The organism is Kitasatospora sp. NPDC089509 (assembly GCF_044749365.1).
GTDB lineage: Bacteria > Actinomycetota > Actinomycetes > Streptomycetales > Streptomycetaceae > Kitasatospora.
This window is the reverse complement of record NZ_JBIVHS010000012.1, coordinates 73,933-88,077: the sequence shown is the minus strand read 5'-3', so window position 1 is coordinate 88,077 and position 14,145 is coordinate 73,933. Positions and strand designations below refer to the sequence as shown.

At 74.8% G+C, this 14,145-nt stretch carries 9 protein-coding genes; 4 read left to right on the top strand and 5 right to left on the bottom strand.

Going from position 1 to position 14,145, the window contains the following annotated elements; all coding sequences use genetic code 11:
* Position 1: 1 nt before the first annotated feature.
* The 3 genes from ACIP4P_RS24495 to ACIP4P_RS24485 form a co-directional block, all read right to left on the bottom strand.
* Complete coding sequence (locus tag ACIP4P_RS24495; protein ID WP_400921708.1) at positions 2-1,270, bottom strand: CHAT domain-containing protein; 1,269 nt, start codon at positions 1,268-1,270, stop codon at positions 2-4.
* Positions 1,267-6,750 carry a tetratricopeptide repeat protein gene (locus ACIP4P_RS24490; RefSeq protein ID WP_400921706.1) on the bottom strand — a complete coding sequence of 1,828 codons (5,484 nt, stop codon included), beginning with the start codon at positions 6,748-6,750 and terminating at the stop codon, positions 1,267-1,269. Before ACIP4P_RS24490 ends, ACIP4P_RS24495 begins: the two co-directional genes overlap by 4 nt.
* A gap of 154 nt (positions 6,751-6,904) precedes the next feature.
* Positions 6,905-7,768: a helix-turn-helix transcriptional regulator gene (locus ACIP4P_RS24485; protein WP_400921704.1), complete on the bottom strand. Its 864-nt coding sequence runs from the start codon at positions 7,766-7,768 to the stop codon at positions 6,905-6,907.
* 114 nt (positions 7,769-7,882) lie between these two features.
* On the opposite strand from ACIP4P_RS24485, the gene ACIP4P_RS24480 reads away from it, so the two are divergent.
* Positions 7,883-9,499, top strand: coding sequence for an MFS transporter (locus ACIP4P_RS24480; protein WP_400921702.1), 1,617 nt, complete (start codon positions 7,883-7,885; stop codon positions 9,497-9,499).
* A gap of 33 nt (positions 9,500-9,532) precedes the next feature.
* Complete coding sequence (locus tag ACIP4P_RS24475; protein ID WP_400921700.1) at positions 9,533-10,078, top strand: hypothetical protein; 546 nt, start codon at positions 9,533-9,535, stop codon at positions 10,076-10,078.
* A 52-nt stretch (positions 10,079-10,130) separates the two neighbouring features.
* Here ACIP4P_RS24475 and ACIP4P_RS24470 read toward each other — a convergent pair whose 3' ends face one another.
* Positions 10,131-10,874: an SOS response-associated peptidase gene (locus ACIP4P_RS24470; RefSeq protein ID WP_400921698.1), complete on the bottom strand. Its 744-nt coding sequence runs from the start codon at positions 10,872-10,874 to the stop codon at positions 10,131-10,133.
* Positions 10,875-10,913: 39 nt separating this feature from the next.
* Positions 10,914-11,681, bottom strand: a complete 768-nt coding sequence (locus tag ACIP4P_RS24465) for an AraC family transcriptional regulator (RefSeq protein WP_400921696.1) — start codon at positions 11,679-11,681, stop codon at positions 10,914-10,916.
* A gap of 123 nt (positions 11,682-11,804) precedes the next feature.
* On the opposite strand from ACIP4P_RS24465, the gene ACIP4P_RS24460 reads away from it, so the two are divergent.
* Complete coding sequence (locus tag ACIP4P_RS24460) at positions 11,805-13,022, top strand: MFS transporter (RefSeq protein WP_400921694.1); 1,218 nt, start codon at positions 11,805-11,807, stop codon at positions 13,020-13,022.
* A gap of 80 nt (positions 13,023-13,102) precedes the next feature.
* Positions 13,103-14,140, top strand: a complete 1,038-nt coding sequence (locus ACIP4P_RS24455; protein ID WP_400921692.1) for an alpha/beta hydrolase family protein — start codon at positions 13,103-13,105, stop codon at positions 14,138-14,140.
* The last annotated feature ends 5 nt before the right edge of the window (positions 14,141-14,145 follow it).

The window sequence follows — 14,145 nt, the reverse complement described above, 5'->3', positions numbered from 1 at the left end:
GTCACGGGTTGAGCTCCAGGATGCTGTCGATGCCGCAGTGCAGGGAGTAGGCCAGCGCGAGCGGGTTGCGGTACTCGCGGGCGAACCACCGCACCAGCTGCTGGGTGATCTCGCCGGCCGTGAACTCGCCGGTCAGGTAGTGGTCGAGGAAGGCGAAGGCGTACTCGGCGGCGAACTCCTGCGGGATCTGGATCTGCGGCCCCAGCACGCCGTCGGCGCCGAGGTCGACCAACGCCCGCCCCAGGTGGTCCAGTTCGGCCGCCGCCGACTGCCCGGTGTGGCAGGCGTTCAGAAGCACGAAGGGACGGAACACGGCGTCCGGCCGGTCCAGGTGCCGACGGCGGTGGCGGCGCACCAGCTCGGCGTCGATGTGCCGGTCGTCCGAGAGCCGGACGGCGAGCTGCTCGTACGGGGAGTCGTTGGCGACGAACTGGCCGTGGCACCAGAAGTACATGACGTCCTCGTCCAGCACGGCCGCCGACAGCGCCTCCAGGAGGAGGTCGGAGTCGGTGCGCACGGTCAGCTGGGAGCGGTCCTCCAGCAGCTTGCGCACCTCGGGCGCCCGGCCGATGGCGGTCAGCTGGTCGTCGGTGTTCAGGCTGGTGACGGGCTTGGCGCGGGGGGCGTTGGGCGGTTGGATCGGCGGGTAGGCGGCGCCGGTCTGCTCGATCTGGTGCCGGTGGCCGAGGAAGTCCGCCCAGGGGTCGGGCTGGTCGCCCTCCACGGCGAGCATCGGCCAGGGGAGGTGGAGGTCGGAGTCGAAGCTGATCCGCAGCGAGCCGTGGTCGGTGAGGGTGTCGGTGAGGTACTCCCGGAAGAGGGTCAGGCTGCGGTCGCCGCCCGCGAACATGGTCTCCAGGAAGTACCGTCCCTCCTCGGCGAGTTCGGCGACCTTGCGCTCGGCGACGGCGGCGCGCGGGGAGAAGTCGACGGTGCTGGCGAAGGGGTAGGGGTCGTAGGGATCCGGGTCGTAGCCGACCAGACGGTCCCGCCAGACGGAGCGCAGTCGGGCGGCGAGGTGGAGCAACTTGGGTGCCGAGACGGCCAGTTGGGCGCGGTTGACCCGGCCGCGTGGCGTGCGTTCGCCGGGGCGGAAGGCGCTCGCGTGGAGCTCGTCGCCGTGCCGGCGGAGGGTGACGATCAGGTCCAGCGGGGCCGGGCCCTTGGTCGGGGAGACGTCCCCGTGGTCCGGCTGGTGGGGCAGGCGGGTGTAGTCGGCGGAGGGGTTCTGCCGGACGAGGAGCTGGAGCTCCCGGGGCACGTCGATCACTCCTGGTCCTGGGGTTGTTGGTCGGCGGGGACCTCCACGACGGCGGAGAGGTCCTGGAGGACGGCGCCGTGGCCCCGGTCGAAGACGGTGATCCGGACGGTGTGCGGGCCGGGCGCGGCGGGGGTCAGGGCGAACCGGGCCGGTCCGTCGGCGGGCCAGAAGTCCGTGACGGGCGGGTCGAGGGCCGCGTCCGGGGCCACGGCGGCGACCAGGTACAGGTCCGGGAGGTCGGTGGGGTCGGCGGAGTCGTCGACGGACTCCAGACGCAGTTCGAGGTGGGTGGTGGCGCCCACGGCGGGGTCGTCGGTGAGGGTGAGCCGGGGGCGCCAGGCGGGGCGGGGCGTCGGCGGTTCGACGGCGCGGGGCAGCGAGCCGCGGGAGCGGCGGGGGAGCAGGGCGGGCCGGCTCGGGCTGAGCACCGCGAGGGGCGCCGGGACGTTCTCCGGCTGGGCGGGCGCGGCAACGGCCTCGGTCACCAGTGGGTGGCCGGGGTCCATCAGGGCCTCGCGGCCGACGCGGACCGCCGCCAGCAGGTCGCGCGCGGCGCCGGGGCGCCCGGCCGCCGCGAGGGCGTGCGCCAGGCCGACGGCGAGGGAGGGGTACAGCGGCAACGGCCCGGGGCGTACGGTTCCGAAGTCGACGGCGACCTCGTCGGCGTCCCGATGGGCGGCGAGCAGCGCGGCGGTGGGGGAGACGTCCCCGACCGTGAGCCGGTCGGCGACGATCCGCTCGTACACCCGGACCGCGCCGTTCGCGTCCCCGGCCCGCAGCCGGGCGTGGGCGAGGGCCTGACGGACCTCCAGGGTGCGGGCGCTGCGCGGGCCCCGGTACGCCTCGCAGGTCTCCGCGAGCTCCTCCAGCCGGACGACTGCCCGCAGCGGGCGGGTGCCGTCGGCGAGTAGGAGCGCCTGGGTGAGGCGGGCGGTGACCGTCGCGTCCTCCGGGTCGCCGAGGGGCTCGGTGGCGGTGACCAGGTCGCCGGCCAGGCGCAGGGCGGCCGCAGGCTCCCCGGCGAGATGGCGGGCGAAGGCGAGCACGCATCCGGCATGGATCAGCTCGGGCAGCCCGGGACCGGTGAGGTCGGCCCAGTCGTCCGCGAGGGGCGAGAGCTCGGCGACGGCCGAGGTGGGCTCACCGCTGAGGACGAGGGCCGAGGCGAGGTCGGCGCGAAGTCCCCGGACGAAGGAGTGCTCGGGCGGGAGCGCCTCGGAGGTGCGGGCCAGCGCGTCCCGGTAGTGCGCGGCGGCCTCGGCGTAGTGGCCGGCCTCAAAGAGGTTCAGGGCGATGCTGTCCCGGACGTCGAGGGTGTCCGGATGGCCCGGGCCCAGGATCCGGGAGCGATCGGCGAGGACGCTTTGGTAGAGCTCGGCGGCGCGGTCGTACTGCCGGCCGTGGCGGAGGGCGTGGGCCAGCCGGTCCCGGGCGGTCAGGGTGTCGGGGTGCTCCGGCCCGTGGACGCGTGCGTGATCCGTGACCAGGAGTTCCCGCTCGACAACGGCCTGCCGGTGCGACCCGGCGATCACCCGGTCGGTGGCGAGGACGCCCCGGGCAGTCAGGACGGTCGGGTGGTCGGAACCCCACAGTCGGATCAGGTCCTGGAGCCGGGCCTCGCCGAGCCGAATGCTGAGCTCGTGGTCGCCGGCCGTCCGGTGAACCCAGGCGAAAAGCATCCGGGCGTCGAGGGTGTCCGGGTGGTCCGGCCCGTCGACCCGCAGCCGGTCGGCGACCAGCGTTTCGCACAACCGCCGGGCCCGGTCGAGGTCGCCGGCCGCGCGGTACGCGGCCGCCTCCCACCAGCGGCAGTCGAGGGTCTCTCGATGCTCCGGGCCCTGGATCCGGGCGCGGTCGGCGACCAGGTCCGCGAACAGGTCCAGCGCACGACGGTGGTGGCCCGCCCCGGAGTGGGTGCGGGCCAGCTGTTCGCGGACCTCCAGGGTCTGCGGGTGGTCGGTCCCGTTGATCCGCAGGTGGTCGGTGGCCAGCGCGGTGAGTTCGGCGAGGGCCAGGTCGTACTCGTTCGACTCCCGCCAGGCCGAGGCGCGTTCGCGGCGGCACCGCAGGGTGCTCGGGTGGTCGGGGCCCAGCACGCGGGCGTAGTCGTCGGCAAGCGCGTCGAGCAGGGTCACCGCGCGCAGGTGGTCCTCGGCGGTCCGGCAGGCGGACGCCTCCGAGTAGCGCGTCAGGAGTGTGTCGGGGTGGTCCGCGCCCTGGATCCGGGTGCGGTCCGCGACCAGGGCTGCGAACAGCCGGGCCGCCTGCCGGTGTTCACCCGCGCTCTGGTGGGCGGTCGCCTGCCAGTGGCGGGAGTCCAGTGTCCCGGGGTGGTCGGTGCCCTGCACCCGGGTCCGATCGTGGACCAGGGCTGCGAGCAGTTCGATCGCCTCGCGGTGGTGGCCGACGTTGACACAGGTGTTGATGTACCTGGAGCGGGCGTCGAAGGTGTCGGGGTGCTCCGGTCCGTCGATCCGGCTGTGGTCGGCCACCAGCGCTTCGAGGAGTGTCAGGGCCCGGCGGTGGTCGCCCAGGATCTGGTGGCTGAAGGCCTGCCAGAAGCGGGTGTTGAGGACATCGGGGTGGTCGGGGCCCTGGATGCGGGTGCGGTCGACGATCAGCGCCTCGCACAGCGCCAGCGACTCCTGGTGCCGGCCGAGGTTCCGGTGGGCGGTGGCGTGCCACCACCGGGTGTTGAGCACGGCGGGGTGGTCGGGGCCCTGGATGCGGGTGCGGTCGGCGAGCAGCGCCTCGAAGAGGCTCAGGGCCGTCTGGAAGTCGCACGCATTGGAGTGGATCGAGGCCTGCCACCAGCGCGTGGTGAGGACGTCGGGGTGGTCCGGGCCCAGGACCAGCGCGCGGTCGACGACCAGCCGGTCGCACAGCTCCGCCGCGCGCCGGGCGTCTCCCGCTTTGTCGAAGGCCCGGGCCAGTCGCAGCCTGGTGTCGAAGGTCTCGAAGTGCTCGGGGCCGTGGACGCGTTGACGGTCGGTGACGAGTTCCGTCAGGACGGCGACGGCCTCGCGGGGGCGACCGGCGGCGTCCAGCGCCCGGGCGAGCCCGGCCCGCTCGGTCAGGGTGTCGGGGTGGTCGGGGCCCTGGATCCGGACCCGGTCGGCCACCAGTCGCTCCAGTTCCTCGACTTCGAGCGCGGGCAGGCCCGCGACGCGCAGCGCGTACCCGAGGAAGTTGCGCTCCTCCAGGGTGTCGGGGTGGCTCTCACCCTGGATCTGCGCCCGCATGCGGATCAGGGCCCGGTGCTGCTCGACCGCGCGCTCGGGGGTGCCCGCCTCCCGGTGCGCGCGGGCCAGGCCGCTGCGCGCGTTGAGGGTGTGGGGGTGGTCGGGGCCCAGCACCCGGGTGTAGTCGGGCACGAGCTCGTCGAACTCGGCCACGGCGCGGGCGGCGTGGCCGGCCTTGCGGTGGAGGGAGGCCAGACGCTTGCGGGCGTACAGGGTCTGCGGGTGGTCCGCGCCCTGCGCCCGGGTGCGGTCGGCGACGACGGCCTCGAAGGCGGTGATGGCCGCGAGGTGGTTTCCGGTGTCGGCGTGGGCGGCGGCGAGCCAGCCGCGGCTGTTCAGGGTGTCCGGGTGGTCCGCGCCGAGCACCCGGGTGCGGTCGACGACCACCCGCTCGTACAGCCGGATCGACAACCCATGCTGCCCGGCCGCGAGTTGGGCGAAGGCGAGGCCGTTCCGGCGTGTCAGTACCTCCGGGTGGTCGGCGCCGAGCAGCCACTCAGCGTCCCGTACCAGCTGCTCCAACTCGGCCACCGAAGCACGGTGTTGACCGGCGACCTGGAGGGCGTAGGCCAGACTCCCGCGGCTGTGCAGGGTTTCGGTGCGGTCCGGCCCCAGGACTCGCGCGCGGTCCGCCACCACACCCTGGAACTCCGCTATCGCCAAGGCGTGTTGACCGGCCTTGCGGTACGCCTGGGCGAGGGTGTGCCGGTCGGTGAGGGTGGCCGGGTGGTCCGCGCCCTGGACCCGGATCCGCCGGTTCACCACCTCCCGGCACAGCTCCACCGCCCGCGCCGGGTCGCCGGTCTGGGCCCGCAGCCGGCCGAGCCGTCCGAGGGTGGTCAGGGTGTCCGGGTGGTCCTCGCCGAGCAGCCGCCGCTGCCCGTCCGCCATCGCCTCCACCAGCGGGACGGCGTACACCCGTTGGGCCCGGTCGGTCAGTTCGCCCGCCGCCAGCCCGTACAGCGTGATGGTCTCCGCCGTCGGCTCCGGGGACGGGCCGCTGTCGGCCAGGTCCCGGACGTGCGGCAGCAGCGCCCGCCGCAGCTCCGGCCGGGAGGTCGGCCAGAGCCGGACGGCCGCGGCCGCCAGGTGCCGTTCGGCGCGGGCGCGGAAGCGGACGTCGGAGCCGCGCAGCACCGCCTGGAGCAGCCGGTGCACGGTGACGGTGTCGCCGAGGGTGATCAGGTGGTAGTCGGCGAGCAGCCGCAGCGCCCGGTCCACCTCCTCCGGTCGGCGGGACCCGAACGGCGTGAGCACCTCGCGGGGCAGGGCCTCGGGGGCGTACCAGGCCAGGGTGCGCAGCAGCTCGACGGCGAAGGGCGCGGTGTGCTGGACGGTCCGCAGGGTGGTCCGCCACAGCCGGGCGACAGTGGACTCGGCGCCGGGCCCGGCCGGGCCGGTGGCGCGCAGCAGTTCGCGGTAGGCGGCGAAGGTGGTGCCGGTCTGCTGGAGGTAGGCGCCGGCCTGGGCGAGGGCGATCGGCAGGTGGCCCAACTCGTCGGCGAGGGCGCGGGCTTCGTCCTGCTCGGCTGGATCAAGGGCCACGCCCGGGGACGCCGCCGCGTACAGCAGCCGGGCGGCCTCCGGGGCGTCCAGCACGTCGATGCGCACCGGCCGGATGCCCGGGTGCCAGCCGCCCGCGCGGCGGCTGGTGACCAGTTGGTGGCCGCAGCCGAGGAGCCGGCCGACGTACGGGGTGAGGTGGTCCGGGTCCTCGGCGTTGTCGTAGACGAGCAGCCAGCGGTCGTGGGCGCGCAGCCAGGCGATGGCCCACTCGACCTGCTGCCCGGGCGGGGCGGTGAGGGCCCAGCTGGGGTGGAGGTGTACGGCGAGTCCGGCGAAGGCCTCGGCGAGCTGTTCCGCCGACTCGGCGGTGATCCACCAGATCAGCCGGTAGTCGTCGGTACGGGCGTAGGCGTGGTGCAGGGCGAGGCTGGTCTTGCCGACGCCGCCGAGGCCGTGCAGGGTGGTGGCCTGGGTGACCAGGCCGCCGCCGTCGCGGTGTGCCAGGGCCTCGGCGACCGCCCGCAACTCGGCCTCGCGGCCGATGAGTCGGGCGGAGGAGCGGGGCGGCAGATTGGGGGTCGGGGTGGTCGCCCCGACCGTCTGCGCGGCCCGCGCGGCCTCGGGCGGGAGGACGGCGGCGTGCGGGTCGCCGCCGGCGGCCGACGGGGAGCCGGGACGGCGGCGCTGCTCGTAGGGCTCCGGGTCGGGTATGCCGCTCTCGGGGCGGACGTGTGCCGTCATGGACATCAACACTGTGCCGCCCCCACCCCCGTGACCTGCCCTGCCCGCCCCACCGTAGTGCCGGGGTGAGGTCCTGTCAGCGGATTCCGCCGAGGGCGGAGGCGGGCCCGCTCGCCGCCGGTCAGGGTGGGGAGGCGGGCTTGCTGGCCGTGGGTCAGGGCATGGTGGAGGCGGTGAAGCTGCCCAGGAAGTTCAGGGCCTCCTCGGCGGGACTCCCGGGCGCGGCTGTGTAGACCACCAGGAGGTGGTGCGCGGCGCCGGGGACCTGGAAGGTCTCGTAGCTGAGGGCCACCTCTCCGACGGCGGGGTGCCGGAAGCGCTTGGGACCGTGGGTCTTCTCGTGCACGTGGTGGCCGGCCCACAGTCTGCGGAAGGTCTCGCTGCCCAGGGACAGTTCGCCGACGAGGCGGACCAGCTCCGGGTCGTGCGGCCGTCGCCCGGCGGCCATCCGCAGGATGCCGACCGTGGTGCGGGCGGCCTCGTCCCAGTCGGGGTGGATCAGCTGGGCCTCCGGGTCCAGGAAGATCCGGCGGGCCATGTTCCTTTCGCGGACCGGGAGTCGGGGGAAGTCGGCGATCAGCGCGGCCGCCAGGTGGTTCCAGGCCAGGACGTCGTTGCGGTCGTTCATGATCATCGCGGGGGAGGTGGGGAGGGTCTCGACGACCTGCCGCAGCGCGGGACGCAGCGCCTCGCCCCGTCCGGGTCCCGCCGGCAGCGCAGCGGCCCGGCGCCGTGGCCGGGCCAGGTCGTACAGGTGGGCGCGCTCGGCGGAGCCGAGCCCCAGCGCCCGGCCGAGCGCGTCGAGGACTTCGTCGGACGGGCGGTCCGCGCGTCCCTGTTCCAGGCGCACGTAGTAGTCGGTGCTGAGGCCGACCAGTTCGGCGACCTCCTCGCGGCGCAGTCCGGGCACCCGGCGGCGACCGGTCGTCGGCAGGCCCGCGTCCGCGGGGGACACCAGCGCCCGGCGGGCCCGGAGGTAGTCGCCCAGCGAGTTGACGATCCTGATCGTTTCGGCCATGCGCCCCAGTATGGCGGCGCGGCCGGAGGCGCGGCGGTCGGAAGGTGGCCCTGTGAGTCCCAGGGAACCGTGGTCCCTTCAACCGTGGACCCGCCGCCGCGAAGGATCGGGGCCATGTCCACGAAATCCCCTCTCGCTTCCCTTCCCGGCCCGTCTCCTGACGGCTCGCACGGCCCGAACAGCTCGCACGGCCCGAACAGCTCGCGCGGCTCGGACGGCTCGCGCGGTTACTGGCCCACGGTCGTCGCCGTCGGGTCCGCCAGTGTGATGCTGCCGTTCTCCGTGACCGGGGCCGCCGTGGCCCTGCCCGACATGGCGGCCCGGTTGGGCTCCTCGGTCGGTGCCGCGCAGTGGATGCTGAACGCCTTCAACCTCACCTTCGCCGCCCTGCCGCTCGCGGCGGGGGGCCTGGCGGACCGGCTCGGCCGGCGCCGGGTGCTGCTGACCGGCATCGCCCTGGTCGGGGCCATGTCCCTGCTGGTCGCGCTGGCGCCGTCGATCGCCCTGGTCGACGCGGCCAGGGCGGTCCAGGGCTGCGGGGCCGCAGCCGTGCTGGCGGCGGGCGCGGCGGTGCTGGCCCACGCGACCTCCGGGCGGCGCCGACAGCTGGCCTTCGGGATCCTCGGCACCTCCTTCGGCACGGGCCTGGCGGTCGGACCGCCGGTCGCCGGGGCCCTGGTGGAGGCGGCCGGCTGGCGGTCGGTGTTCCTGCTGGTCGCGGCGCTGTCCGTACCGGCGTGGCTGTGCGCGACCAGGGCCCCGGAATCCCGCAACCCCGAGCCACCCGCCCTCGACGTGGCCGGGGCGGTGAGCTTCACCGCCGCGTTGGGCTGCCTGTCCTTCGCCTTCGTCCGGGCCGGATCCGCGGGCTGGAGCGCGCCGGGCACCCTGGTGCTGCTGGCGGCGACCGCGGCACTGCTGGGCCTGTTCACGGCGGTGGAGCTCCGGCGGCCGGACCGGGCGATGTTCGACGTCCGGCTGTTCGGCAGGCCCGAGTTCGTCGCGGTGGTCTGCCAGCCCTTCACGGTGACCCTGGGTTTCGTCGTCCTCCTGGTGTACCTGCCCGCCTACCTCCAGGGCGTCGGCGGCCGGGGCGTCCTGGCGAGCGGTCTGCTCCTGCTGCCGATGACCGCCCCGGTGCTGCTGCTGCCGCTGGTGGCCGGCCGGTTGGCCGCGCGCACCTCGGTGCGGACGGTGCTGACCGGCGCCTCCGCGCTGATCGTGCTCGGGGCCCTGCTGCTGGCGACCCTGCGCAGCGACGGCTCGTGGTGGGCGCTGGCGTTGCCGCTGACGCCCTTCGGCGCCGGGGTGGGCCTGGCGTTCGGCGTCATGGACAACGCGGCGGTCAGCACCGTCCCGGTCGAGAACGCCGGTGCCGCGGCGGGCATCTTCAACACGATGCGGATCACCGGGGAGTCCGTCGCGGTCTCCGGTGCGGCGGCCCTGCTCACCACGCTGGTCGCCGCCGGGTTGGGCGGCAGCGGCCTATCGTCCGACGCCGCCACCCGGATCGCCGGGCAGGCCGTTCAGGGGCAGGTGGCCGAAGCCCAACACGTCGCCCTGGCCGAGGGGTTCACGGGTGCCCTGCACACCCTCGGCCTGATCCTCGCGGCCCTGTCCACGCTCGGCGCGGTGCTCACGTACCTCGCGCTCGCCCCCGGGCGTGCCGCCGCGCGCCCGGGAGAGTCCCCGGCTCGTTCGAGCGCTGAGCAGATCCAGCCGGACGTGTAGGTGCGCGACCCGGCGCCCCGTACGCTTTCGATCATGAGATCCAAGGGGGAGCGCGCCGCACGCAACGCGGAGCGGCGCGCGGTGGAGCGGCAAGCGCGGGAACGTGACCGGGAGTTGGGCGAGCGCGCCCGGCGGGGGGCGATGACCCTGCAACGGCGGGCCTGGGGGCGCGGGGAGCCCGGCGGATTCGCCGGCCATGTGGAGGTGCGGGGGCCCGACGGCGTGCCGGTGCGGATCGCGGTGGGACGAGGGGGCGGTCTGGCCCGGATCGGGAAGCCGTCCGAGCTGGGGAAGCCCGGCCCGGTCGACATGATCATGGGGTGCGCTCCGCTGGTTCCGGTGGTGGTCGCGGTGGCGGTGGTTGGCGGCATCGTGATGCTGGTGGTCACGATGGTCCGGCGGCTGGTGGTGGAGCTCTCCGGCAAGCCGCACTGGTCGGTGAGCGCCGCGGTCGGGGCGGAATCGTCCGCAGCCGTGGTGGTGTGGCGCAGTCGCCGGGCGCCGGAGTCCGCGCGGGCGGCCGCCGAACTCGCCGACCGGGTGGAGCGAGAGGGCGCCGCGGCCGTCCTGCCGGCCTGAGCCACGTCGAACGATCCGACACCGGCCCTACGCCGACCGGACGGCGTCGGGTCTAGTCGGCGAGCCCCAGCGGGTCCGGGGCGGTGGCGAGCAGCTCGGGGCCGTTGTTGCGGACGCTGTTGACGGTGGGCGGGACGGCGCGGACCCGGAGGGCGCCGTCGGCCGGGCGGCGCAGCAGGTGGTGGAGCTCGGCCGGGTCGGTGTGGCCGGGGGACAGCCAGGTGGGCAGGTCGTCGGGGGCGACGGTGAGCGGCATCCGGTCGTGGACGCGCCCGGCGGAGTCGGTGGCGTCGGTGGTGAGGACGGTGGCGGTGGCGAGCCAGGCGAGCGGGTCGTCGTCGGGGCGGGTGCGGTCGCGCCAGAACTCGTACAGGCCGGCCATCAGCATCACGCCGCCGGTGCTGAGGAAGTACGGCTGCTTGTACTTCTTGCGGTCGGCGTCGGCGGGGACCTCGCGCCACTCGTAGTAGCCGTCGGCGGGGATGACGCAGCGGCGGGCGGTGAAGGCCTTGCGGAAGGCGGGCTTGGTGTCGACGGTCTCCGAGCGGGCGTTGATCATCCGGGCGCCGCCGGACGGGTCCTTGGACCAGGACGGGACGAGGCCCCAGCGCAGCGGGCGGAACTGGCGGACCAGCTCGCCGGTCTCCCGGTCCACGCGCTCCAGGACGGCCGGGACCGGGTCGGTCGGGGCGACGTTCCAGCTCGGGGCGAGGGTCTCGGCCGGGTCCCACCGGAGCTCTCCGAGCAGCGAGACGAGGTCCTGGGGCGTGGTGGTGGAGACGAAGCGGCCGCACATGCCCCCCAGCCTGCCACCCCGCACGGACAACCGGGGTGCTCAGCGCCCCGTGCCGCCCTCGACGGAGGGGCCGGAGGCGTGTCCAGGGGTGTGGCCGAAGGTGCGGCGGAAGACGTCGATGAAGGCGCTCGCGGAGGACCAGCCGCAGCGGTGGGCGACGGCGGTCACCGGCTCTCCCTCGGCGAGCAGTACCAGGGCCCGGTGGAGCCGCAGTTGGGTGCGCCACTGGGGGAAGGTCAGGCCGAGGTCGGCGCGGAAGAGCCGGGAGAGCGTCCGGTCGCTGGCGCCGACAACCCGGCCGAACTCGGCCAGCGTGCGGGGGTCGGCCGGGTCGGCGTACAGCAGCGCGCACACCGCCCGGAGCAGTGGGGTGTCGGGCGTGGGCACGTGCAGCGGCTGCTGGGGCGAGGCGCGCAGCTGGTCGAGCAGGACGGCGCGCAGCCGGGAGCGCTCGGGGCTGTCCTCGTCCGGGGTGCGGGTGTAGGCGATGATCAGTTCGCGCAGCAGCGGGCCGACGGCGAGTACGCCGGGCCGGTCGAGGCCGAGCGGGTTCTCGGTGGCGGGCAGGCCGACGAGGTGGAGTTCCAGTTCGCCGTGCGCCTGGTGGGCGTGCACGGTGCCGGCCGGGATCCAGAGCGCCCGGTTGCCGCTGGCGACCCAGGACCCGGCGTCGGTGGTGACGGCGACCACGCCCCGGGCGGCGTAGGCGATCTGGTGGTCGTCGTGGCGGTGGGCGTCGATCCCGGTGCCGGGGGCGAGGAGCTCGGCCCGGGTGGGGGCGACGGGATCGTGGCGGATTCTCGACATCAGTTGGCAGATTATCGGAAGTCCGACAGGGGGGCGCGGCCCGAGCATGGCGGCGTGACGAAAACACCCGACCAGATGAAAACACCGAACCAGACGAAGACACCGGACCGACCGAGCCGCCCGATGCCCCTGGACGAGCCGCCCCCGGCGAACCGACCCCCGGGCGACCGCCTGTCGCCGAGGACCTCGATCACCCTGCTCTCCGTCGGCCACTCCTGCGTGGACGTCTACCAGGGCGCGGTGGCGGCCCTGGTCCCCTTCCTGGTCGCCGAGCGCGGCTACGGCTACGCCGCCGTCTCGGGCGTGGTGCTGGCCGCCTCGCTGCTCTCCTCGGTCGCGCAGCCGCTGTTCGGGGCGCTGACCGACCGGTGGCCGCTGCCCTGGCTGCTGCCGGTCAGCACGGTGCTGGGCGGCGCGGGCATCGCGCTCTGCGGGGTGGGCGACTCGTACGGGCTGACGCTCGCCTGGGTGGCGCTGTCGGGGGTCGGGGTGGCGGCCTACCACCCGGAGTCGGCCCGGGTGGCCCGGCTGGTGGCCGGCTCCGGTGGGAGCGGGCACCGGGGGATGGCCTGGTTCTCGCTGGGCGGCAACCTGGGCTTCGCGGCGGCTCCGCTGCTGGTCGCCGCCGTGGTGGGCCTGGGCGGCCTGCGGCTGACCCCGCTGCTGGTGCTGCCCGCCCTCGCGGGCGCGGCGCTCTGCCTGCCGGTGCTGCGCGAACTGGCCCGACGGCGGGCCGCCGGGGCGGGCGCGACGAACGGGGCGGGCCGGGACGACCGGGCCTCCTTCGTCAAGCTGTCGTTCGCGGTGGTCTGCCGGTCGATCGCCTTCACCGGGCTGAGCACCTTCCTGTCCCTGTACGCGACCCAGCGCATCGGCGGCGGCACGGCGGCGGGCACGGCCGCCCTGGTGGTGCTGTACGCGGGCGGCGCGGTGGGCTCGGTGCTCGGCGGGGCGCTGGCCGAGCGCTGGGGGCGGGTCGCGGTGGCGCGCTGGTCGTACCTGGTCGCGACGGTGGCGGTGGCCGGGGTGCTGGTGGTGCCGGGCCCGGCGCTGTACCTGTGCGTGGCGTTGACCTCGGCGGGCCTGTACGTGCCGTTCTCGCTGCAGGTGACGCTGGGCCAGGACTACCTGCCCTCGCGGATCGGCACGGCGAGCGGGATCACCCTCGGGCTGACGGTGAGCATCGGCGGCCTGGCCAGCCCGCTGATCGGCGGTCTCGCGGACGCGACCTCGCTGCGTACGGCGCTGGTGCCGCTGGTGGCGATGCCCCTGCTCAGCTGGGCGCTGTTCCGCACCCTGCCGGAACCGGTGGTGCCCGAGGCGGACGGGGAGGAGGCGTAGACGGCGGACCGCGACCCCCATCTATCGTTCATCTCTGATACGTTCGTAAGACGAACGATAGATTGATGGGTGGAACGGTCATGCGCAAGCGCAGCAGGACATGGCGGCTCTGGGTCCCGCTCCTCTCCGTGGCGGTGCTGGTGCTCGGGGCGGGCGGCTGGGTCGTCCACCAGAACGAGTACGACCTCAAGGAGGAGCGGGTCACCATCACCGGCGGCAGGCAGCCGCTGCACGGTGTGCTGGCCCGCCCCACCGGGGCCGCGGGCCCGACCGGACTGGTGGTCTTCGTGCACGGCGACGGCCCGATCGACGCCACCCACGACGGCTGGTACCGGCCGATCTGGGAGGCGATGGCCCGGGCGGGCTACGCCACGCTGTCCTGGGACAAGCCCGGCGTCAACGGCGCCCCCGGCAACTGGCTCGACCAGACCATGCAGGACCGCGCCGACGAGACCCTAGCCGCGATCCGGTGGGCCAGGACCCGGCCCGGCATCGACCCGGCCCGGATCGGCCTGTGGGGCGCCAGCCAGGCCGGCTGGGTGATGCCCAAGGCCGCCCGGCAGTCCACCGACGTCGCGTTCGTGATCGGCGTCGGCACCGCCGTCAACTGGCTCCAACAGGGCCGCTACGACCTGCTCGCCCACCTGCGGAAGGACGGCGCGAGCCAGGCCGAGACCGACGCCCGGATCGCGAAGAGCGAACGCAGGCTCACCGCCATGCGGGAGAACCGCACCTTCGAGCAGTACCGGGCGAGCGGCGCCGACGTCACCGGCATCACCCCGGAGCGCTGGGACTTCGACCTGCGCAACTACCGGTCGGACGCCACCGAGGACCTCACCGCCGTCAAGGCCCCGGTGCTGCTGATCCTCGGCGGGCGCGACCTCAACGTCGACAGCGCCGACACCGAGGCCGGCTACCGACGGACCCTCACCACCCCCGGGCAGCTCCAGGTCAGGCGCTTCGAGGACGCGACCCACAACCTCGTCCCCGAGTCCGTCGAGGACTCGGAGCTGAAGAGCACCGTCCTCGCCATCGCCGCCCCGCGCTCGCTGTTCGCCCCCGGCTACTTCGACGCCATGCGGCAGTTCCTGACCTCGATCAACCGCCCGAAGGGATGACGGGG